The sequence below is a fragment of the Streptococcus mitis genome, from assembly GCF_003942965.1.
Classification (GTDB): Bacteria; Bacillota; Bacilli; order Lactobacillales; family Streptococcaceae; genus Streptococcus; species Streptococcus mitis_BH.
Genome location: NZ_RJOG01000012.1, coordinates 22,814 through 44,170 on the forward strand (window position 1 = coordinate 22,814; position 21,357 = coordinate 44,170).

Here is a 21,357-nt window from a genome sequence, read left to right on the forward strand (position 1 = left end):
TTGGTCTCCTTTCTTTTATCTCTTTGTCTTAATTAAATAATACAACAAAACAAAAAACTTGTCAAGCAAAAAGAAGAATTGTTTTGGGAATCGTTTAAAAAATGGTATAATGAAAAGAAAACGATAAGGAGGGAAAGGATGCGTTGTCCAAAATGTGGGGCTACCAAGTCAAGTGTTATCGATAGTCGCCAAGCAGAAGAAGGGAACACTATTCGTAGAAGACGTGAGTGCGATGAATGCCAACACCGTTTTACAACCTACGAACGAGTAGAAGAAAGAACCTTGGTGGTTGTTAAAAAAGATGGCACACGGGAACAATTCTCCAGAGATAAAATCTTTAATGGGATTATCCGCTCAGCCCAGAAACGTCCTGTGTCAAGTGATGAAATTAACATGGTAGTCAATCGTATCGAACAGAAACTCCGTGGTCGAAATGAAAATGAAATTCAAAGTGAGGACATTGGTTCACTCGTCATGGAGGAGTTGGCTGAGTTAGATGAGATTACCTATGTACGTTTTGCCAGTGTCTATCGTAGTTTTAAGGATGTCAGTGAGTTAGAGAGCTTGCTCCAACAAATCACCCAGTCCTCTAAAAAGAAAAAGGAAAGATAAATGAAGCCAATTGACCGTTTTTCTTATCTAAAGAATAATCGGGTGTCGCAAGATACCTCATCTCTGGTACAGTGCTACCTCCCGATTATCGGTCAGGAGGCACTGAGCCTTTATCTTTATACGATTAGTTTTTGGGATAATGGCAGAAAGGAATACCTTTTTTCAAGCATTCTCAATCATCTCAATTTTGGGATGGACAGACTTTTAAAATCTTTGAAAATCCTATCTGCTTTTAATCTCTTGACCCTCTATCAAAAGGGTGATACCTATCAGATAGTTATCCAGGCTCCTCTTTCAAGTCAAGATTTCTTGGAGCATCCTGTTTATCGCAGACTTTTGGAGAAAAAGATTGGCGATGCAGCTGTGGAGGATTTAAAAGTTGAAAGTGCTGAGGGAGAAGAAATACCTGTCTCACTCAATCAAGTCTTTCCAGATTTGGCAGAGCTGGGAAGTCAAGAAGACCTTGGTCTCAAGAAGAAAGTGGCCAACGATTTTGACTTGGACCATTTTCGTCAGCTTATGGCTCGAGATGGGCTTCGCTTTGCGGATGAGCAGTCCGATGTCTTAAACCTCTTTGCCATTGCTGAGGAGAAGAAATGGACTTGGTTTGAGACCTATCAACTGGCTAAGTCAACAGCTGTTTCCCAAGTTATTTCAACCAAACGCATGCGGGAGAAAATCGCTCAAAAACCTGTTTCCTCTGACTTTAGTCCTAAGGAAACGACCATTATCAAAGAAGCCAAAAGTAAAACGGCCCTGCAGTTCTTAGCAGAAATCAAGCAGACACGCAAGGGGACCATTACCCAAACAGAAAGAGAACTCTTGCAACAGATGGCTGGTTTGGGCTTGCTGGACGAAGTCATCAATATCATTCTCTTGTTGACCTTTAATAAGGTGGATTCGGCAAATATCAATGAGAAATATGCCATGAAAGTAGCCAATGACTATGCCTATCAAAAGATTCATTCGGCAGAAGAAGCAGTCATGCGAATCCGTGAGCGTGGGCAGAAGAGTCAGGCTCAAAAAGGCAGTAAACCCGGTCCTGCTAAGTCCAATGTACCCAAGTGGAGCAATCCAGATTATAAGAATGAAACCAGCGAGGAAACTCGTCTGGAACTAGAACGTAAGAAACAAGAACTATTAGCTCGATTAGAAAAAGGAGGAGATTAGATGGAAAGTGTCGGAGACGTACTCAAACGTCAACCTAGCCGTTTTCATTATCAAGATTTGGTCCAGAAAATCATGAAGGACCCTGATGTTGCGGCCTTTATCCAGCAAGAATCCCTCAGCCCAGAGGAATTGAATCGCAGTATCTCCAAGTTTAATCAGTACATCACCGAGCGTGACAAGTTTCTCCGTGGTGATACGGATTATATTGCCAAAGGATACAAGCCTATACTAGTCATGAATCATGGCTATGCGGACGTTTCATATGAAGAAACTCCTGAACTAATTGCGGCTGAGAAAGAAGCAGCTATTAAGAACCGTCTCAAGTTAATCAATCTGCCAGCCAGTCTTAAAAAAGTAAGTTTTGCGGATGTTGATGCAGATGATGAGAAACGTTTCACTGTTTTTCAACGTTTGGTTGAATTTTCAGAAGCCTATCCAACTGTTCGTAAAGGGCTCTATCTCTATGGAGACTTTGGTGTGGGTAAAAGTTTCATGGTGGCTGCCTTAGCCCATGATTTATCAGAAAAACGTGGTGTTTCCTCAACTCTCCTTCACTATCCTAGCTTTGTCATTGATGTCAAAAATGCTATTAGTGATGGTAATGTCAAGACCTTGGTAGATGAGATTAAACTGTCTGAAGTCCTGATTTTAGATGATATTGGTGCCGAGCAATCAACAGCTTGGGTACGTGATGAAATCCTGCAGGTCATTCTTCAATATCGGATGCAGGAAAATTTACCGACCTTTTTTACCTCCAACTTCAACTTTGAAGATTTGGAGAAGCATTTCGCTAAAGGGAAACATGGAAATGACGAAACCTGGGAAGCCAGACGGGTCATGGAACGCATCCGTTATTTGGCTGAGGAGACTCGTTTAGAAGGAGTAAACCGCCGATGACAGAAACAATCAAATTAATGAAGGCTCACACTTCAGTGCGCAGGTTTAAAGAGCAAGCTCTTCCTCAGGAGGACTTGACTGAAATCCTGACAGCGGCCCAAATGGCATCGTCTTGGAAGAATTTTCAATCCTACTCTGTGATTGTGGTACGAAGTCAAGAAAAGAAAGATGTCTTGTATGAATTGGTACCTCAAGAAGCCATTCGACAGTCAGCTGTTTTTCTTCTCTTTGTCGGAGATTTGAACCGAGCAGAAAAGGGGGCCCGACTTCATACCGATACCTTCCAACCCCAAGGTGTAGAAGGTCTTTTGATTAGTTCGGTCGATGCTGCTCTTGCTGGTCAAAATGCCCTGCTGGCAGCTGAAAGCTTGGGCTATGGTGGTGTCATTATTGGCTTGGTGCGTTACAAGTCAGAAGAAGTGGCAGAGCTTTTTAACCTGCCTGACTACACCTATCCTGTCTTTGGGATGGCACTAGGTGTGCCAAATGAGGAACATGAAGTCAAACCTCGCTTGCCATTGAATCAAGTGGTGTTTGAGGAAGAATATCAAGAACAGTCAACTGATGCAATCGAAGCTTATGACCGTGTACAGGCGGACTATGCTGGAGCGCGTGCGACTACAAGCTGGAGTCAGCGTCTAGCAGAACAGTTCAGTCAAGCTGAACCAAGCTCAACTAGAAAAAATCTTGAACAGAAAAAGTTATTGTAGAAAGTGAGAAATTATGGCCCTACCAACTATTGCCATTGTAGGACGTCCCAATGTTGGGAAATCAACCCTATTTAATCGGATCGCTGGTGAGCGAATCTCCATTGTAGAAGATGTCGAAGGAGTGACACGTGACCGTATCTATGCAACGGGTGAGTGGCTCAATCGTTCGTTTAGCATGATTGATACAGGAGGAATCGATGATGTCGATGCTCCTTTCATGGAACAAATCAAGCACCAGGCAGAAATTGCCATGGAAGAAGCAGATGTTATCGTCTTTGTCGTGTCTGGTAAGGAAGGGATTACCGATGCAGACGAATACGTAGCCCGTAAGCTTTATAAGACCCACAAACCAGTTATCCTCGCGGTTAACAAGGTGGACAACCCTGAGATGCGAAATGATATCTATGATTTCTATGCTCTTGGTTTGGGTGAACCACTGCCTATCTCATCTGTCCATGGTATCGGTACAGGGGATGTGCTAGATGCTATCGTAGAAAATCTTCCAAATGAATATGAAGAAGAAAATCCAGATGTGATTAAGTTTAGCTTGATTGGTCGTCCTAACGTCGGAAAATCAAGCTTGATTAACGCTATCTTGGGAGAAGACCGTGTCATTGCTAGTCCTGTTGCTGGAACAACGCGTGACGCCATTGATACCCACTTTACAGATACAGATGGTCAAGAGTTTACCATGATTGATACGGCTGGTATGCGTAAGTCTGGTAAGGTTTATGAAAATACTGAGAAATACTCTGTTATGCGTGCCATGCGTGCTATTGACCGTTCAGATGTGGTCTTAATGGTCATCAATGCGGAAGAGGGTATTCGTGAATACGACAAGCGTATCGCAGGATTTGCTCATGAAGCTGGTAAAGGGATGATTATCGTGGTCAACAAGTGGGATACACTTGAAAAAGACAACCACACTATGAAAAACTGGGAAGAAGATATCCGTGAGCAGTTCCAATATCTACCTTACGCACCGATTATCTTTGTATCAGCTTTGACTAAGCAACGTCTCCACAAACTTCCTGAGATGATTAAGCAAATCAGCGAAAGTCAAAACACACGTATTCCATCAGCTGTCTTGAACGATGTGATTATGGATGCCATTGCCATTAACCCAACACCGACAGACAAAGGGAAACGACTTAAGATTTTCTATGCGACCCAAGTGGCAACCAAACCACCAACCTTTGTTATCTTTGTAAACGAAGAAGAACTCATGCACTTTTCTTACCTGCGTTTCTTGGAAAATCAAATCCGCAAGGCCTTTGTCTTTGAAGGAACACCAATCCATCTCATCGCAAGAAAACGTAAATAAAAAAGTAGAATCTGGAATGACATTTCCAGATTTTTTTGATAGAATGAAGTTGAAGAAAACGCTATCAAAAAGAGGTGTTGATGATGGAACATTTGTTTAAATTCTTACTTTTAGCACCGTACTTTTATTTTGATAACTGGATTGAAAAGGCCAACAGAAATAGTAAAATTTTCCCAATTTTTTACTATTTTTACTGGATGTACATCACCCTCTATGCTCTTTTTAGCCTTGCTTGGACAGTTTTTTCAGTCTTGTTTTTCAATATCCTATTGAGAAATGTGGCAGACATCAAGTCTTGGGGCATTTGGCTATTATTACTACTTATTGCTTTTTCCAGTTCTTGGTTAACCTATATCTTTTTCAAAAAAATGCTTCGCTTGAGACGGGAACTGGGGAAGTCTAAAGGTGGAAAGCATTGATTTATATTGGTAAGAACATTTAATAGAATGAAACTAAAGAAAACAATTTTAAAGAGGAGGTGTCGATGATGAAACTGTCGTTTAATTGGTTTCATTTGATACTCTTATTTCCCTGCTTTTACTTTTTTTATTGGATAGATAATGCTGATAGAAACAGTAAGTTTTTCCCCATTATCTACTATTTCTACTGGATTTATATTTCCCTTTTAGCTCTGTTTAGCTTGGATATGACAATTTTTTCATTCTTATTTTTCCCTTTTGTTCTAAATTATGTATCAGATGCTAGTACTTGGGGTGTTTGGTTGCTTTTGATAGTCTTATCTCTAGGCAGTGACTGGTTAGACTATATCTTTTTCAAAAACATGTTTCGCTTGAGACGAGAACTAGGGGAGTCTAACGGTGGAAGGCATTGATTTATACTCTTCGAAAATCAAATTCAAACCACGTCAACATCGCCTTGCCGTACTCAAGTACAGCCTGCGGTTAGTTTCCTAGTTTGCTCTTTGATTTTCATTGATTATTATATTACTTTCTATTTGTAGGAGGTGGCTTATGGAACATCTAAAATCATTTATTACACGCTATTCCAAGGTTTATATTGGTTTAGTTCTGCTGATCTGGCTGGCTTTCTTCTTTGTTCCTTGGGATAAACCAGTTCTGGGAATATCTATCAATCTCTTAATCATGCAGAAAGTTTTACTAGTTTTTGGTATTCTGTCTATTTTGATGGCCTTGCTGTCCAAGAAAGTCAGTCTCTTTGTTTTTGGATTGATCTGCTGTTTTTCTCTTTGGATAAATCTATTTATCCTATTTGCGATTTTGCCGATTTTTGTTGGCAATTAAAGCATCATAAAAGTCAGAGAGGTTAGCTTGGAAACTAGCCTCTTTTTCCTTTTCAAAATGGGGATTCTTCCTTGAAAATAATCAGTAATTGTGCTAAAATTAAAAGAACATTCTAAAATATTCGGAATTTAAAGTAAGGAAAAACATGGCTAATATTTTAAAAACAATTATCGAAAATGATAAAGGAGAAATCCGTCGTCTGGAAAAGATGGCTGACAAGGTTTTCAAATACGAAGACCAAATGGCTGCTTTGACTGACGACCAACTAAAAGCAAAAACAGTTGAATTTAAAGAACGGTATCAAAATGGAGAATCACTGGATTCATTGCTTTATGAAGCATTTGCGGTTGTCCGTGAAGGTGCTAAACGTGTCCTAGGTCTCTTCCCATATAAGGTTCAGGTCATGGGGGGAATCGTTCTTCACCATGGTGACGTGCCAGAGATGCGTACCGGGGAAGGGAAAACCTTGACTGCGACCATGCCGGTATACCTCAATGCCCTTTCAGGTAAAGGGGTTCACGTAGTTACGGTCAATGAGTACTTGTCAGAACGTGACGCGACTGAAATGGGTGAATTGTACTCATGGCTTGGTTTGTCAGTAGGGATTAACTTGGCTGCCAAATCTCCAATGGAGAAAAAAGAAGCCTATGAGTGTGACATTACCTACTCAACCAACTCAGAAATCGGATTTGACTACCTTCGTGATAACATGGTCGTTCGTGCTGAAAACATGGTACAACGCCCGCTTAACTATGCCTTGGTCGATGAGGTTGACTCAATCTTGATTGACGAGGCCCGTACACCTTTGATCGTATCAGGTGCTAATGCAGTTGAAACCAGTCAGCTCTACCACATGGCAGACCACTATGTAAAATCTTTGGACAAAGACGACTACATCATCGATGTGCAGTCTAAGACTATTGGTTTGTCTGATTCAGGGATTGACAAGGCTGAAAGCTACTTCAAACTTGAAAACCTCTATGACATCGAAAACGTAGCTCTTACTCACTTTATCGATAACGCCCTTCGTGCCAACTATATCATGCTTCTCGATATTGACTATGTGGTGAGCGAAGAACAAGAAATTTTGATTGTCGACCAATTTACAGGTCGTACCATGGAAGGTCGTCGTTATTCTGATGGATTACACCAAGCTATTGAAGCCAAAGAAGGTGTGCCAATTCAGGATGAAACTAAGACATCTGCCTCAATCACTTACCAAAACCTTTTCCGTATGTACAAGAAATTGTCTGGTATGACGGGTACAGGTAAGACTGAGGAAGAAGAATTCCGTGAAATTTACAACATTCGTGTTATTCCAATCCCAACCAACCGTCCTGTTCAACGTATTGACCACTCAGACCTTCTTTATGCAAGTATTGAGGCTAAGTTTAAGGCGGTTGTCGAAGACGTTAAGGCTCGTTACCAAAAAGGTCAGCCTGTCTTGGTTGGTACAGTAGCGGTTGAAACTAGTGATTACATTTCTAAGAAATTGGTTGCAGCTGGCGTACCTCACGAAGTCTTGAACGCAAAAAACCACTATAAAGAAGCCCAAATCATCATGAATGCTGGTCAACGTGGTGCTGTTACCATTGCGACTAACATGGCCGGTCGTGGTACCGACATCAAGCTTGGTGAAGGGGTTCGCGAATTGGGTGGACTTTGTGTTATTGGTACAGAACGTCATGAAAGCCGTCGTATCGATAACCAGCTTCGTGGACGTTCAGGTCGTCAAGGAGATCCAGGTGAGTCACAATTCTACCTATCTCTTGAAGATGATTTGATGAAACGTTTTGGTTCTGAACGTTTGAAGGGAATCTTTGAACGCTTGAACATGTCTGAGGAGGCGATTGAGTCTCGTATGTTGACGCGTCAGGTTGAAGCGGCGCAAAAACGTGTCGAAGGAAATAACTACGATACCCGTAAACAAGTCCTTCAATACGATGACGTCATGCGTGAACAACGTGAGATTATCTACGCTCAACGTTACGACGTCATTACTGCAGATCGTGATTTGGCACCTGAAATTCAGGCTATGATCAAACGCACGATTGGTCGTGTCGTTGATGGTCATGCGCGTGCCAAACAAGATGAAAAACTAGAGGCAATTTTGAACTTTGCTAAGTACAACTTGCTTCCAGAAGATTCTATCACGATGGAAGACTTGTCAGGCTTGTCTGATAAGGCCATCAAGGAAGAGCTCTTCCAACGTGCCTTGCAAGTTTACGATAGTCAGGTTTCAAAACTACGCGATGAAGAAGCAGTTAAAGAATTCCAAAAAGTCTTGATTCTACGAGTGGTAGATAACAAGTGGACAGATCATATCGACGCCCTTGATCAATTGCGTAACGCGGTTGGACTTCGTGGCTATGCTCAGAACAACCCTGTTGTTGAGTATCAGGCAGAAGGTTTCCGTATGTTCAATGATATGATTGGTTCGATTGAGTTTGATGTAACACGCTTGATGATGAAAGCACAAATTCATGAACAAGAAAGACCACAAGCAGAACACCATATCAGTACAACAGCGACTCGTAATATCGCTGCCCACCAAGCAAATATACCAGAAGATTTGGATTTGAGTCAGATTGGACGGAATGAACTTTGCCCATGTGGTTCTGGTAAGAAGTTTAAAAACTGTCACGGTAAAAGACAATAAAATGAGATAGTTTAGAGGCGGATACCTTGTGAAAAGTAAATTTTTACTTGGTATCCGTTTGATTTATAAGGAGATGAGTTATGGTATTTACAGCAAAAAGTCCTAAAATTAATATTGAAGAAGTTCGTGCCTTATCAAAATTAGAAGGTCAAGCTTTGGAGAGAAAATCTCAGCGCGATCAAGAGCTAGAAGCCATTATACGTGGAGAAGACCAGCGAATTCTCTTGGTAATCGGGCCATGCTCATCTGACAATGAAGAAGCTGTTCTTGAATACGCTAAGCGTTTGGCAGCTTTGCAAGAAGAAGTGGCAGACCGTATCTTTATGGTTATGCGTGTTTACACTGCCAAACCCCGTACCAACGGAGATGGCTATAAGGGCTTGATTCACCAGCCTAATGCGACAGAAGCGCCTAGTCTTATCAATGGAATCAAAGCCGTTCGCCATCTTCATTATCGTGTTATCACAGAAACAGGAATGACAACGGCTGATGAAATGCTTTATCCTGAAAATCTACCGCTTGTGGATGATTTGATTTCTTACATGGCAGTTGGTGCCCGTTCAGTTGAAGACCAGCAACACCGCTTTGTGGCAAGTGGAGCAGATTTCGCGACTGGGTTTAAAAATCCAACATCTGGAAATCTCAATGTTATGTTTAATGGGATTTATGCTGCTCAAAACAAACAAAGTTTCCTTTTCCTAGGAAAAGAAGTGGAAACAACTGGGAACCCGCTTTCGCACGCTATTCTTCGTGGAGCAATCAATGAGTATGGTAAGAATATTCCTAACTACTACTATGATAATTTGATGGATACTATTGCTCAGTATGAGAAGATGGGCTTGGAAAATCCTTTTATCATTGTGGATACCAATCATGACAACTCTGGTAAGCAATATATGGACCAGATTAGAATTGTCCGCCAGACCTTGATTAACCGTGATTGGAATGAAAAAATCAAGCAGTACGTTCGTGGCTTTATGATTGAGTCTTATCTAGAAGACGGCCGTCAAAACGAACCGGAAGTATTTGGCAAGTCTATCACAGACCCTTGCCTTGGCTGGGAGAATACGGAAGTCCTCGTCAGAGAAATCTACCAAACGTTAGGAGAATAAGATGGCATTTATTGAAAAAGGTCAAGAAATCGATATTGAAGCAATCAAGGCAGAAACTCAATTGTCTGTGGAAGCCTTGCGATTAAAGGATCGTCGTGATAGAGAATTGGCAGACATTATTTCAGGAGAAGATGACCGTATCCTTTTGGTGATTGGTCCTTGCTCTTCTGATAATGAAGAGGCTGTCTTGGAATATGCCCGCCGTTTATCAGCTTTGCAGAAGAAGGTTGCGGACAAGATTTTCATGGTTATGCGTGTTTATACAGCTAAACCACGCACCAACGGAGACGGTTATAAAGGTTTGGTTCACCAGCCAGATACTTCTAAGGCTCCAAGTTTAATTAACGGCTTGCAGGCTGTGCGCCAGTTGCACTACCGCGTGATTACAGAGACTGGTTTGACAACGGCAGATGAGATGCTTTATCCGTCAAATCTGGTCTTGGTAGATGATTTGGTCAGCTACCATGCTGTTGGGGCTCGTTCTGTGGAAGACCAAGAGCACCGCTTTGTGGCTTCAGGAATTGATGCACCAGTCGGAATGAAAAATCCAACCTCTGGAAATCTTGGTGTTATGTTTAATGGCATCTATGCCGCTCAAAATAAACAGACCTTCCTTTTCCATGGGCAAGAAGTTGAGACTTCAGGAAATCCCTTGGCTCACGTCATCCTTCGTGGTGCAGTCAATGAGTATGGGAAAAATGAGCCTAACTTTTACTATGAAACCTTGCTAAATGCCATTGAACGCTATGAAGCCATGGGACTTGAAAATCCCTTTATCCTCATCGATACCAACCATGATAACTCAGGAAAGCAATATATGGAGCAGATTCGAATTGTTCGTCAGACCTTGCAAAATCGTGATTGGAATGAGAAAATCAAAAAGACGGTTAGAGGATTTATGATTGAATCTTACCTAGCAGATGGTCGTCAAAACCAACCAGAGGTCTTTGGTTGCTCTATTACGGATCCTTGCTTGGGTTGGGAAAATACAGAGGCCTTGGTAGAAGAGATTTATGCTACCTTGACAAAATAAGTGAAAAGGATGGAGTTGGGGGATCTCAACTCCTTTTGATGAGAATGATAGTTGGACACGGAATTGACATCGAAGAATTGGCTTCGATAGAAAGCGCAGTTACACGACATGAAGGATTTGCTAAGCGCGTGCTGACCGCTAAGGAAATGGAACGTTTTAACAGTCTCAAAGGGCGCAGGCAAATAGAATATTTAGCTGGTCGCTGGTCGGCTAAAGAAGCCTTTTCCAAGGCCATGGGAACTGGTATTGGAAAACTAGGTTTTCAGGATTTGGAAGTCTTGAATAATGAACGCGGGGCGCCTTATTTTAGTCAGGCACCATTTTCAGGAAAGATTTGGCTGTCTATCAGCCATACAGATCAGTTTGTGACAGCTAGTGTCATTTTGGAGGAAAATCATGAAAGCTAGTCCGCATAGACCAACCAAGGCTCTGATTCATCTGGGAGCTATTCGACAAAATATTCAGCAAATGGGGGCTCATATCCCTGAAGGAACACTCAAATTTGCAGTAGTCAAGGCTAATGCCTATGGTCATGGAGCTGTTGCCGTTGCCACGACTATTCAAGATGATGTTGATGGCTTTTGCGTTTCCAATATCGATGAAGCTATTGAACTCAGACAGGCTGGACTCAGCAAACGAATCCTCATTTTAGGAGTTTCTGAAATCGAAGCTGTTTCTCTTGCTAAAGAATACGACATCACCTTGACAGTGGCTGGGCTGGAGTGGATTCAAGCACTCTTAGATCAGGAAGAAGACCTATCAGGTTTGACAGTCCACCTCAAGATTGATTCAGGAATGGGACGGATTGGTTTTCGCGAGGCTAGTGAGGCTGAGCGAGCTCAAGACTTGCTCCAACAACACGGTGCTAGTGTTGAAGGGATTTTTACCCATTTTGCTACTGCAGACGAAGAATCAGATAACTACTTTAATACCCAGTTAGAACGGTTTAAAACTATTTTGGCCAGTATGAAAGGTCTTCCAGAGCTGATCCATGCCAGTAATTCGGCAACGACCCTTTGGCATGCAGAGACTATTTTCAATGCGGTCCGTATGGGAGACGCTATGTATGGTCTTAACCCTAGCGGAGAGGTTTTGGACTTGCCCTATGACTTGAAACCAGCCTTGACCTTGGAAACTACTCTGGTTCATGTCAAGACAGTTTCAGCTGGAGCTTGCATGGGCTATGGAGCAACTTATCAAGCGGATAGCGAGCAAGTCATCGCGACGGTACCAATTGGCTATGCGGATGGATGGACACGAGACATGCAGGATTTTTCTGTCTTGGTAGATGGCCAAGCTTGCCCAATTGTTGGGCGGGTTTCGATGGACCAAATCACCATTCGTCTGCCTAAGCTTTATCCCTTAGGAACAAAAGTCACCCTCATTGGTTCTAATGGGGGCAAGGAAATCACAGCTACTCAGGTAGCGACCTACCGTGGCACTATTAACTATGAGGTGGTTTGTCTCCTCAGCGATCGCATTCCGAGAGAATATTATTAAAGAGGAAAGGAGTGGAGCATGAATCTACATCAACCCCTGCATGTCTTACCTGGTGTGGGACCAAAGTCAGCAGAAAAATACGCCAAACTAGGAATTGAAAACTTGCAAGACCTCTTGCTCTACTTTCCTTTCCGTTATGAAGACTTCAAAACCAAGCAAGTATTGGAACTAGAGGACGGGGAGAAGGCAGTCCTATCTGGTCAAGTCGTGACTCCTGCCAGTGTCCAGTATTATGGATTCAAGCGCAATCGTCTGCGCTTTAGCCTCAAGCAGGGAGAAGTCGTTTTTGCGGTGAATTTCTTTAACCAGCCCTATCTAGCAGATAAGATAGAGTTGGGAGCAACCCTTGCTGTCTTTGGAAAATGGGACCGAGCCAAGGCTAGTCTGACTGGGATGAAGGTCCTGGCTCAGGTGGAAGATGACCTCCAGCCAGTCTATCGTCTGGCTCAGGGAATCAGTCAGGCAGGGCTGGTCAAGGTTATCAAGACAGCCTTTGATCAGGGACTGGACCTCTTGATAGAGGAAAATCTGCCCCAGTCTTTGCTGGACAAATACAAACTCATGTCCCGTTGTCAGGCTGTTCGTGCCATGCATTTCCCTAAGGATTTGGCAGAATATAAGCAGGCCCTTCGCCGTATCAAGTTTGAGGAACTCTTTTATTTCCAAATGCAATTGCAGACGCTCAAGTCTGAAAACAGAGTTCAGGGAAGCGGTCTGGTTCTGGACTGGTCTCAGAAAAAAGTAACGGTTGTTAAAGAAAATCTACCATTTGCCCTGACCCAAGCTCAGGAAAAGAGTTTGCAGGAAATTTTAACTGATATGAAGTCCGACCATCATATGAATCGTCTCCTACAAGGGGATGTGGGGAGCGGAAAAACGGTAGTCGCTGGCTTGGCTATGTATGCGACAGTGACGACTGGCTATCAGGCTGCTCTTATGGTACCAACAGAAATCCTTGCAGAGCAACACTTTGAGAGTCTACAGAGTCTCTTCCCAGACTTGAAACTGGCTCTTTTGACAGGTTCCTTGAAAGCTGCAGAAAAGAGAGAAGTCTTGGAGACTATTGCCAAGGGTGAGGCTGATTTGATTATCGGAACTCACGCTCTAATACAGGATGGGGTGGATTATGCTCGTCTGGGCTTGATTATCATCGATGAGCAGCACCGCTTTGGTGTAGGGCAAAGGCGTGTTCTGAGAGAAAAAGGCGACAACCCAGATGTCCTCATGATGACGGCGACTCCCATACCACGAACCTTGGCTATCACAGCCTTTGGAGATATGGATGTTTCCATTATTGACCAGATGCCAGCAGGACGAAAGCCTATTGTGACTCGCTGGATCAAACATGAGCAATTGCCTCAGGTCTTGACTTGGTTAGAGGGGGAAATCCAAAAAGGTTCACAAGCCTATGTCATCTCTCCCTTGATTGAAGAATCAGAAGCTCTGGATTTGAAAAATGCCATTGCCTTATCAGAGGAGTTGACGGCTCATTTTGCAGGCAAGGCAAAGGTGGCTCTTCTACATGGTAAGATGAAGAGTGATGAAAAAGACCAGATAATGCAGGATTTCAAGGAGAGAAAGACAGATATTCTTGTTTCGACGACAGTTATCGAGGTCGGGGTTAATGTTCCAAATGCGACCGTCATGATTATCATGGATGCCGATCGCTTCGGGCTCAGCCAGCTTCACCAGCTCAGAGGTCGTGTTGGTCGGGGAGATAAGCAGTCCTATGCAGTTCTTGTTGCCAATCCCAAGACGGATTCTGGGAAAGACCGTATGCGCATCATGACAGAAACCACCAATGGTTTTGTTCTTGCTGAGGAAGATTTGAAAATGCGTGGTTCAGGTGAGATTTTTGGAACTAGACAGTCAGGTCTCCCAGAGTTCCAAGTAGCTGATATTATCGAAGATTTTCCGATTTTAGAAGAAGCCAGAAAGGTTGCTAGCTACATTAGTTCTATCAAAGGCTGGCAAGAGGATCCAGAGTGGCGCATGATTGCCCTTCATATGGAAAAGAAAGAACATTTAGATTAATACTCTTCGAAAATCTCTTCAAACCACGTCAGCTTCGCCTTGCCGTACTCAAGTACTGCCTACGGCTAGCTTCCTAGTTTGCTCTTTGATTTTCATTGAGTATAAGCTTTCTATAAGGAAAACTTAAGCTAGCTTTCAGGTTTGACCCTTATACTAGAGTCATCAAAAAGAAACGAGGACTCTCACATGACAGTAACTATTAAAGTAAATTACCAAACCACTTTCCAAAAGAAAGAAGCAAAAAACTAAGATTGAATAGGAGAAGAAAGAGCGGAAATGCTCTTTTTTTGTTTGAGTTTTTTCAAGATTTGAACGGTAATTATAAATAGCTAGAGTAGAATGGAGTCAGTTCAGAGTAGACGATTACTTTCTAAATCATTAAGTGAAAGAATCAAAAGATAGTATATTTAGTTTATGGGACAATAGATTGAAAGGATATGTCTTTTCTGAAACTACTTTCAGAAACAGCTGTTCTATAAAATACTTTTGAAACTGAAATCTATTCTATCACAAAGTATTGAAAGCGCTTAATAAATGATATATAATGACCTCATAAGAACAAGGAAAAGGAGGAAAGAGGATGCCACAGATTACTAAAGAAGCCTTGATTGCAAAAATCAAAGATGGAATCATCGTTTCTTGTCAGGCCCTTCCTCACGAACCGCTTTATACAGAAGCGGGAGGAGTCATTCCCTTGCTGGTCAAAGCGGCTGAGCAAGGTGGAGCAGTCGGTATCCGAGCAAATAGTGTTCGCGATATCAAGGAAATCAAGGAGGTTACCAACCTTCCAATCATTGGGATAATTAAACGAGATTATCCACCTCAAGAACCCTTCATCACTGCTACTATGAAAGAAGTTGATGAATTGGCAGAGCTTGACATCGAGGTGATTGCTCTGGATTGTACCAAGCGTGAACGCTACGATGGTTTAGAGATTCAAGAGTTTATTCGTCAGGTTAAGGAAAAATATCCGAACCAGCTCTTGATGGCTGATACAAGTACTTTCGAAGAAGGATTGGCAGCTGTTGAAGCAGGAATTGACTTTGTCGGAACAACCTTATCAGGATACACATCTTACAGTCCAAAAGTGGATGGTCCCGATTTTGAATTAATTAAAAAACTCTGTGATGCCGGTGTAGATGTCATTGCAGAAGGGAAAATTCATACACCTGAACAAGCCAAACAAATCCTGGGATATGGAGTGCGAGGTATCGTTGTTGGTGGCGCTATTACTAGACCCAAAGAGATTACAGAACGCTTCGTTGCTGGTCTTAAATAAAAAATAAAGAAAGGGGGATTGAGTATGATTATTACTAAAATCAGTCGTTTAGGAACTTATGTGAAAGTAAATCCACATTTTGCAACATTAATAGATTTTCTAGAAAAAACAGGACTAGAAAATTTAACAGAAGGTCCGATTGATATCGATGGTGATCGATTATTTGGTAATTGCTTTACTTATCTAGCAGACGGTCAAGCAGGAGCCTTCTTTGAAACTCACCAAAAATATTTGGATATTCATTTAGTTTTGGAAAACGAAGAAGCCATGGCTGTTACGTCGCCAGAAAATGTAAGCGTTACCCAAAAATATGATGAAGAAAAAGATATTGAATTATACACAGGAGAAGTGGAACAGTTAGTTCATTTGAGAGCTGGTGAATGCCTTATCACTTTTCCAGAAGATTTACATCAACCCAAGGTTCGTATAAATGATGAACCTGTTAAAAAAGTTGTCTTTAAAGTTGCGATTTCTTAATGTAGAAAGGGAAGAACAATGAAAAAAATGAGAAAGTTTTTATGTCTAGCTGGAGTTGCGCTAGCAGCCGTTGCCTTGGTAGCTTGTTCAGGAAAGAAAGAAACTACAGCTGACACTGAACCACCGACAGAATTATCTGGTGAGATTACAATGTGGCACTCCTTTACTCAAGGACCACGTTTGGAAAGTATTCAAAAATCAGCAGATGCTTTTATGCAAAAGCATCCAAAAACGAAAATCAAGATTGAAACATTCTCTTGGAATGACTTCTATACTAAATGGACTACAGGTTTAGCAAATGGAAATGTGCCAGATATCAGTACGGCTCTTCCTAACCAAGTAATGGAAATGGTCAACTCAGATGCTTTGGTTCCGCTAAACGATTCTATCAAGCGTATTGGACAGGATAAATTTAACGAAACTGCCTTAAATGAAGCAAAAATCGGAGATGATTACTACTCTGTTCCTCTTTATTCACATGCACAAGTCATGTGGGTTAGAACAGATTTGTTAAAAGAACATAATATTGAGGTTCCTAAAACTTGGGATCAACTCTATGAAGCTTCTAAAAAATTGAAAGAAGCTGGAGTTTATGGCTTGTCTGTTCCGTTTGGAACAAATGACTTAATGGCAACACGTTTCTTGAACTTCTACGTACGTAGTGGTGGTGGAAGTCTCTTAACAAAAGATCTTAAAGCAGATTTGACAAGTCAACTTGCTCAAGATGGTATTAAATACTGGGTTAAAATGTATAAAGAAATTTCACCTCAAGATTCTTTGAACTTTAATGTCCTTCAACAAGCTACCTTGTTCTATCAAGGAAAAACAGCATTTGACTTTAACTCTGGCTTCCATATTGGAGGAATTAATGCCAACAGTCCTCAATTGATTGATTCGATTGATGCCTATCCTATTCCAAAAATCAAAGAATCTGATAAAGACCAAGGAATTGAAACATCAAACATTCCAATGGTTGTTTGGAAAAATTCAAAACATCCAGAAGTTGCTAAAGCATTCTTGGAATCACTTTACAATGAAGAAGACTATATTAAATTCCTTGATTCAACTCCAGTAGGTATGTTGCCAACTATTAAGGGAATTAGCGATTCTGCAGCCTATAAAGAAAATGAAACTCGTAAGAAATTTAAACATGCTGAAGAAGTAATTACTGAAGCTGTTAAAAAAGGTACTGCTATTGGTTATGAAAATGGACCAAGTGTACAAGCTGGTATGTTGACTAACCAACACATTATTGAACAAATGTTCCAAGATATCATTTCAAATGGAACAGATCCTATGAAAGCAGCAAAAGAAGCAGAAAAACAACTAAACGATTTATTTGAGGCTGCTCAGTAGATGTAAAAGACTAGAAAATAGGTGGGCTAGTGAGCTGAAAAGCCCTAGCCCAATCTTGTAAAAGAAGGGAGAAGGAGAATGGTTAAAGAACGTAATTTAACTCGCTGGATATTTGTTTTGCCAGCTATGATTATCGTAGGATTACTCTTTGTTTATCCGTTTTTCTCGAGTATTTTTTATAGCTTTACCAATAAGCATTTGATTATGCCTAATTATAAATTTGTTGGTTTAGCTAACTATAAAGCTGTGCTATCAGATCCCAACTTCTTTAATGCGTTCTTTAATTCAATTAAGTGGACCGTTTTCTCATTAGTTGGTCAAGTTTTAGTAGGGTTTGTATTGGCTTTAGCTCTTCACAGAGTACGCCACTTCAAGAAATTATATAGGACCTTATTGATTGTTCCTTGGGCATTTCCTACCATCGTTATTGCTTTTTCTTGGCAGTGGATCCTAAACGGGGTTTATGGCTACTTACCTAATCTAATCGTAAAATTAGGTTTAATGGAACATACGCCTGCATTTTTGACAGATAGTACATGGGCATTCCTATGTTTGGTGTTTATCAACATTTGGTTTGGAGCGCCGATGATTATGGTTAATGTACTTTCAGCTTTGCAAACAGTACCCGAAGAACAATTTGAGGCTGCTAAGATAGATGGTGCTTCAAGTTGGCAAGTTTTCAAATTTATCGTCTTTCCACATATTAAAGTGGTTGTAGGGCTTCTAGTTGTTTTGAGAACTGTATGGATCTTTAATAACTTTGACATTATCTACCTAATTACAGGTGGTGGACCAGCCAATGCTACAACGACGCTTCCAATTTTTGCCTACAACCTAGGTTGGGGAACTAAATTGTTGGGTCGTGCTTCAGCAGTTACAGTATTGCTCTTTATCTTCTTGGTGGCAATTTGCTTTATCTACTTTGCTATCATCAGTAAGTGGGAAAAGGAGGGTAGAAAATAATGAAGAAGAAATCCGGTATTTATTTAGATATTCTCTCACATGTACTCTTGATTGGTGCGACCATCGTTGCAATTTTCCCATTGGTATGGATTATCATATCTTCTGTCAAAGGTAAAGGGGAATTAACTCAGTATCCAACACGATTTTGGCCTGAACAATTTACATTGGATTATTTCACTCATGTTATCAATGATTTGCACTTTATTGATAACATTCGAAACAGTTTAATCATTGCCTTAGCTACAACTGTTATTGCGATTATTATTTCTGCTATGGCAGCCTATGGTATTGTTCGATTCTTCCCTAAATTGGGAGCAATCATGTCAAGACTACTTGTCATTACCTACATTTTTCCACCAATTTTGCTAGCAATTCCCTATTCAATAGCCATTGCTAAAGTTGGATTAACAAATAGTTTATTTGGCTTGATGATGGTTTATCTATCTTTTAGTGTTCCATATGCGGTTTGGCTTTTAGTTGGATTTTTCCAAACAGTTCCAATTGGAATTGAAGAAGCAGCTAGAATTGATGGTGCAAATAAATTTGTTACTTTTTATAAAGTTGTGCTACCGATTGTAGCACCAGGTATTGTAGCAACAGCTATTTATACATTTATCAATGCTTGGAATGAATTCTTGTATGCTTTGATTTTGATTAACAATACAGGAAAGATGACAGTAGCAGTAGCCCTTCGTTCACTTAATGGTTCAGAAATTTTAGACTGGGGAGATATGATGGCTGCATCTGTTATTGTAGTTCTTCCATCGATTATTTTCTTCTCTATCATCCAAAATAAAATTGCAAGTGGATTATCAGAAGGATCTGTAAAATAAGTTAAAATTAGAAAGTTTATTCAATAATAAAGGAGAAAAACATGGTTAAATATGGTGTTGTTGGAACAGGATATTTTGGAGCTGAGTTAGCTCGTTATATGCAAAAGAATGATGGAGCAGAGATTACTCTTCTCTATGATCCAGATAATGCAGAGGCAATTGCAGAAGAATTGGGAGCAAAAGTAGCAAGCTCCTTAGATGAGTTGGTTTCTAGCGATGAAGTAGATTGTGTTATTGTCGCAACTCCAAATAATCTTCATAAAGAACCAGTTATTAAGGCCGCACAACATGGTAAAAATGTTTTCTGTGAAAAACCAATTGCGCTTTCTTATCAAGATTGTCGCGAGATGGTAGATGCATGTAAAGAAAACAATGTAACCTTTATGGCAGGACATATTATGAACTTCTTTAATGGTGTCCATCATGCAAAAGAACTCATTAATCAAGGAGTCATCGGAGACGTTCTATACTGTCACACAGCTCGTAATGGTTGGGAAGAACAACAACCATCAGTATCATGGAAAAAAATCCGTGAAAAATCAGGTGGTCACTTGTATCACCACATCCATGAATTGGATTGCGTGCAATTTCTTATGGGTGGTATGCCTGAAACTGTAACCATGACAGGTGGAAATGTAGCCCATGAAGGTGAAAATTTCGGTGATGAAGATGATATGATTTTTGTCAATATGGAATTTTCTAATAAGCGTTTTGCCTTGTTAGAATGGGGTTCAGCTTATCGTTGGGGTGAACATTATGTCTTAATTCAAGGAACAAAAGGTGCTATCCGCTTAGATTTATTCAATTGTAAAGGAACTCTTAAGCTAGATGGACAAGAAAGTTATTTCTTGATTCATGAATCGCAAGAAGAAGATGATGATCGGACTCGTATCTATCATAGTACAGAGATGGACGGAGCAATTGCTTATGGCAAACCAGGTAAACGTACTCCATTATGGTTATCATCTGTCATTGACAAAGAAATGCGCTATCTGCATGAGATTATGCAAGGAGCCCCAGTATCAGAAGAATTTGCAAAATTGTTGACAGGTGAAGCTGCTCTAGAAGCGATTGCTACTGCAGATGCTTGTACTCAATCTATGTTCGAAGATCGTAAAGTAAAATTGTCAGAAATTGTAAAATAAATATAATTTAAAGGGGATGAAAAATTTATTTTCTCCCCTCATTTCGGAAATAAGTTAGGAGAAAATCTATGTCAGATTTAAAAAAATACGAAGGTGTCATTCCAGCTTTCTACGCATGTTATGATGATCAAGGAGAAGTAAGTCCAGAGCGTACGCGTGCCTTGGTGGAATACTTCATTGATAAAGGTGTTCAAGGTCTCTATGTTAATGGTTCTTCTGGTGAATGTATCTACCAAAGCGTTGAAGATCGTAAGTTGATTTTGGAAGAAGTCATGGCAGTTGCCAAAGGTAAATTAACCATTATTGCCCATGTTGCTTGCAATAATACTAAAGATAGTATGGAACTTGCTCGCCATGCAGAAAGCTTGGGTGTAGATGCCATTGCAACGATTCCACCAATTTACTTCCGCTTGCCAGAATACTCAGTCGCTAAATACTGGAACGATATTAGTTCTGCAGCTCCAAACACAGACTATGTCATCTACAACATTCCTCAATTGGCAGGTGTTGCTTTGACTCCAAGTCTTTATACTGAAATGTTGAAGAATCCTCGTGTTATCGGTGTGAAGAACTCTTCTATGCCAGTTCAAGATATCCAAACCTTTGTCAGTCTTGGGGGAGAAGACCACATTGTCTTTAACGGTCCAGATGAACAGTTCCTAGGTGGCCGTCTCATGGGTGCTAAAGCTGGTATCGGTGGTACTTATGGTGCTATGCCAGAACTCTTCTTGAAACTCAATCAGTTGATTGCGGACAAAGACTTAGAAACAGCGCGTGAGTTGCAATACGCTATCAATGCAATCATTGGCAAATTGACTGCTGCACATGGAAATATGTACGGTGTAATTAAGGAAGTCTTGAAGATCAATGAAGGATTGAATATTGGTTCTGTTCGTTCACCGTTGACACCAGTGACTGAAGAAGATCGTCCAGTTGTAGAAGCAGCTGCAGCCTTGATTCGTGAAACCAAGGAGCGCTTCCTCTAATCCAT

At 40.9% G+C, this 21,357-nt stretch carries 21 protein-coding genes; all 21 read left to right on the forward strand.

The genetic code is table 11. The features are described 5' to 3' along the window. The first annotated feature begins 138 nt into the window (after positions 1 to 138). The 21 genes from nrdR (at position 139) to D8837_RS05190 (ending at position 21,352) form a co-directional block, all read left to right on the forward strand. Positions 139 to 612: a transcriptional regulator NrdR gene (gene nrdR / locus D8837_RS05080; RefSeq protein ID WP_001203672.1), complete on the forward strand. Its 474-nt coding sequence runs from the start codon at positions 139 to 141 to the stop codon at positions 610 to 612. Next, positions 613 to 1,782: a replication initiation and membrane attachment family protein gene (locus D8837_RS05085; RefSeq protein WP_125456398.1), complete on the forward strand. Its 1,170-nt coding sequence runs from the start codon at positions 613 to 615 to the stop codon at positions 1,780 to 1,782. Then, positions 1,783 to 2,679 (forward strand): primosomal protein DnaI, encoded by an 897-nt coding sequence (dnaI, locus tag D8837_RS05090; protein WP_045605888.1) that lies wholly within the window; start codon positions 1,783 to 1,785, stop codon positions 2,677 to 2,679. Continuing rightward, positions 2,676 to 3,389, forward strand: coding sequence for an NADPH-dependent oxidoreductase (locus D8837_RS05095; protein WP_125456399.1), 714 nt, complete (start codon positions 2,676 to 2,678; stop codon positions 3,387 to 3,389). Before dnaI ends, D8837_RS05095 begins: the two co-directional genes overlap by 4 nt. Positions 3,390 to 3,402: 13 nt before the next feature. Beyond that, positions 3,403 to 4,713 (forward strand): ribosome biogenesis GTPase Der, encoded by a 1,311-nt coding sequence (gene der, locus D8837_RS05100; RefSeq protein ID WP_001207696.1) that lies wholly within the window; start codon positions 3,403 to 3,405, stop codon positions 4,711 to 4,713. Positions 4,714 to 4,793: 80 nt separating this feature from the next. Continuing rightward, the gene (locus tag D8837_RS09730) at positions 4,794 to 5,132 is read left to right on the forward strand and encodes a hypothetical protein (RefSeq protein WP_125456400.1); all 339 of its coding nucleotides are present in this window, start codon (positions 4,794 to 4,796) and stop codon (positions 5,130 to 5,132) included. A 65-nt stretch (positions 5,133 to 5,197) separates the two neighbouring features. Beyond that, the gene (locus D8837_RS09735; RefSeq protein ID WP_000977067.1) at positions 5,198 to 5,545 is read left to right on the forward strand and encodes a hypothetical protein; all 348 of its coding nucleotides are present in this window, start codon (positions 5,198 to 5,200) and stop codon (positions 5,543 to 5,545) included. Between the two features lie 139 nt (positions 5,546 to 5,684). Next, complete coding sequence (locus D8837_RS05120; protein WP_020903246.1) at positions 5,685 to 5,975, forward strand: SpeK protein; 291 nt, start codon at positions 5,685 to 5,687, stop codon at positions 5,973 to 5,975. Positions 5,976 to 6,120: 145 nt separating this feature from the next. Next, the gene (gene secA / locus D8837_RS05125; RefSeq protein WP_001274073.1) at positions 6,121 to 8,634 is read left to right on the forward strand and encodes a preprotein translocase subunit SecA; all 2,514 of its coding nucleotides are present in this window, start codon (positions 6,121 to 6,123) and stop codon (positions 8,632 to 8,634) included. 80 nt (positions 8,635 to 8,714) lie between these two features. Then, entirely contained in the window at positions 8,715 to 9,746 is a 1,032-nt protein-coding gene (locus D8837_RS05130) for a 3-deoxy-7-phosphoheptulonate synthase (RefSeq protein ID WP_004258559.1), read from the forward strand. Between the two features lies 1 nt (position 9,747). Continuing rightward, the gene (locus D8837_RS05135) at positions 9,748 to 10,779 is read left to right on the forward strand and encodes a 3-deoxy-7-phosphoheptulonate synthase (protein ID WP_070842386.1); all 1,032 of its coding nucleotides are present in this window, start codon (positions 9,748 to 9,750) and stop codon (positions 10,777 to 10,779) included. Between the two features lie 44 nt (positions 10,780 to 10,823). Continuing rightward, positions 10,824 to 11,186 carry a holo-ACP synthase gene (gene acpS / locus D8837_RS05140; RefSeq protein ID WP_000635003.1) on the forward strand — a complete coding sequence of 121 codons (363 nt, stop codon included), beginning with the start codon at positions 10,824 to 10,826 and terminating at the stop codon, positions 11,184 to 11,186. Next, positions 11,176 to 12,279: an alanine racemase gene (gene alr, locus D8837_RS05145; protein ID WP_125456401.1), complete on the forward strand. Its 1,104-nt coding sequence runs from the start codon at positions 11,176 to 11,178 to the stop codon at positions 12,277 to 12,279. Before acpS ends, alr begins: the two co-directional genes overlap by 11 nt. Positions 12,280 to 12,297: 18 nt before the next feature. Next, complete coding sequence (gene recG / locus D8837_RS05150) at positions 12,298 to 14,313, forward strand: ATP-dependent DNA helicase RecG (protein WP_125456402.1); 2,016 nt, start codon at positions 12,298 to 12,300, stop codon at positions 14,311 to 14,313. 580 nt (positions 14,314 to 14,893) lie between these two features. After that, the gene (locus D8837_RS05160) at positions 14,894 to 15,592 is read left to right on the forward strand and encodes an N-acetylmannosamine-6-phosphate 2-epimerase (protein ID WP_020903251.1); all 699 of its coding nucleotides are present in this window, start codon (positions 14,894 to 14,896) and stop codon (positions 15,590 to 15,592) included. 24 nt (positions 15,593 to 15,616) lie between these two features. Further along, positions 15,617 to 16,069 (forward strand): YhcH/YjgK/YiaL family protein, encoded by a 453-nt coding sequence (locus D8837_RS05165; protein WP_000587482.1) that lies wholly within the window; start codon positions 15,617 to 15,619, stop codon positions 16,067 to 16,069. A gap of 18 nt (positions 16,070 to 16,087) precedes the next feature. Next, positions 16,088 to 17,425 (forward strand): ABC transporter substrate-binding protein, encoded by a 1,338-nt coding sequence (locus tag D8837_RS05170; RefSeq protein WP_020903252.1) that lies wholly within the window; start codon positions 16,088 to 16,090, stop codon positions 17,423 to 17,425. A gap of 78 nt (positions 17,426 to 17,503) precedes the next feature. Next, positions 17,504 to 18,388 (forward strand): carbohydrate ABC transporter permease, encoded by an 885-nt coding sequence (locus D8837_RS05175; protein WP_000237988.1) that lies wholly within the window; start codon positions 17,504 to 17,506, stop codon positions 18,386 to 18,388. Further along, on the forward strand, positions 18,388 to 19,221 hold the full coding sequence (locus D8837_RS05180; protein ID WP_000730332.1) for a carbohydrate ABC transporter permease: 834 nt from the start codon (positions 18,388 to 18,390) through the stop codon (positions 19,219 to 19,221). Before D8837_RS05175 ends, D8837_RS05180 begins: the two co-directional genes overlap by 1 nt. 41 nt (positions 19,222 to 19,262) lie before the next feature. Then, positions 19,263 to 20,366, forward strand: coding sequence for a Gfo/Idh/MocA family protein (locus D8837_RS05185; RefSeq protein WP_000241736.1), 1,104 nt, complete (start codon positions 19,263 to 19,265; stop codon positions 20,364 to 20,366). A 68-nt stretch (positions 20,367 to 20,434) separates the two neighbouring features. After that, a complete protein-coding gene (locus D8837_RS05190; protein WP_125456403.1) occupies positions 20,435 to 21,352 on the forward strand; it encodes a dihydrodipicolinate synthase family protein in 918 nt (305 codons plus the stop codon). Positions 21,353 to 21,357: the final 5 nt, after the last annotated feature.

What these genes read in the sequence shown, in the direction of transcription:
- nrdR (WP_001203672.1), top strand. Translation starts at nt 139, where the DNA reads ATGCGTTGTCCAAAATGTGGGGCTACCAAGTCAAGTGTTATCGATAGT.
- D8837_RS05085 (WP_125456398.1), top strand. Translation starts at nt 613, where the DNA reads ATGAAGCCAATTGACCGTTTTTCTTATCTAAAGAATAATCGGGTGTCG.
- dnaI (WP_045605888.1), top strand. Translation starts at nt 1,783, where the DNA reads ATGGAAAGTGTCGGAGACGTACTCAAACGTCAACCTAGCCGTTTTCAT.
- D8837_RS05095 (WP_125456399.1), top strand. Translation starts at nt 2,676, where the DNA reads ATGACAGAAACAATCAAATTAATGAAGGCTCACACTTCAGTGCGCAGG.
- der (WP_001207696.1), top strand. Translation starts at nt 3,403, where the DNA reads ATGGCCCTACCAACTATTGCCATTGTAGGACGTCCCAATGTTGGGAAA.
- D8837_RS09730 (WP_125456400.1), top strand. Translation starts at nt 4,794, where the DNA reads ATGATGGAACATTTGTTTAAATTCTTACTTTTAGCACCGTACTTTTAT.
- D8837_RS09735 (WP_000977067.1), top strand. Translation starts at nt 5,198, where the DNA reads ATGATGAAACTGTCGTTTAATTGGTTTCATTTGATACTCTTATTTCCC.
- D8837_RS05120 (WP_020903246.1), top strand. Translation starts at nt 5,685, where the DNA reads ATGGAACATCTAAAATCATTTATTACACGCTATTCCAAGGTTTATATT.
- secA (WP_001274073.1), top strand. Translation starts at nt 6,121, where the DNA reads ATGGCTAATATTTTAAAAACAATTATCGAAAATGATAAAGGAGAAATC.
- D8837_RS05130 (WP_004258559.1), top strand. Translation starts at nt 8,715, where the DNA reads ATGGTATTTACAGCAAAAAGTCCTAAAATTAATATTGAAGAAGTTCGT.
- D8837_RS05135 (WP_070842386.1), top strand. Translation starts at nt 9,748, where the DNA reads ATGGCATTTATTGAAAAAGGTCAAGAAATCGATATTGAAGCAATCAAG.
- acpS (WP_000635003.1), top strand. Translation starts at nt 10,824, where the DNA reads ATGATAGTTGGACACGGAATTGACATCGAAGAATTGGCTTCGATAGAA.
- alr (WP_125456401.1), top strand. Translation starts at nt 11,176, where the DNA reads ATGAAAGCTAGTCCGCATAGACCAACCAAGGCTCTGATTCATCTGGGA.
- recG (WP_125456402.1), top strand. Translation starts at nt 12,298, where the DNA reads ATGAATCTACATCAACCCCTGCATGTCTTACCTGGTGTGGGACCAAAG.
- D8837_RS05160 (WP_020903251.1), top strand. Translation starts at nt 14,894, where the DNA reads ATGCCACAGATTACTAAAGAAGCCTTGATTGCAAAAATCAAAGATGGA.
- D8837_RS05165 (WP_000587482.1), top strand. Translation starts at nt 15,617, where the DNA reads ATGATTATTACTAAAATCAGTCGTTTAGGAACTTATGTGAAAGTAAAT.
- D8837_RS05170 (WP_020903252.1), top strand. Translation starts at nt 16,088, where the DNA reads ATGAAAAAAATGAGAAAGTTTTTATGTCTAGCTGGAGTTGCGCTAGCA.
- D8837_RS05175 (WP_000237988.1), top strand. Translation starts at nt 17,504, where the DNA reads ATGGTTAAAGAACGTAATTTAACTCGCTGGATATTTGTTTTGCCAGCT.
- D8837_RS05180 (WP_000730332.1), top strand. Translation starts at nt 18,388, where the DNA reads ATGAAGAAGAAATCCGGTATTTATTTAGATATTCTCTCACATGTACTC.
- D8837_RS05185 (WP_000241736.1), top strand. Translation starts at nt 19,263, where the DNA reads ATGGTTAAATATGGTGTTGTTGGAACAGGATATTTTGGAGCTGAGTTA.
- D8837_RS05190 (WP_125456403.1), top strand. Translation starts at nt 20,435, where the DNA reads ATGTCAGATTTAAAAAAATACGAAGGTGTCATTCCAGCTTTCTACGCA.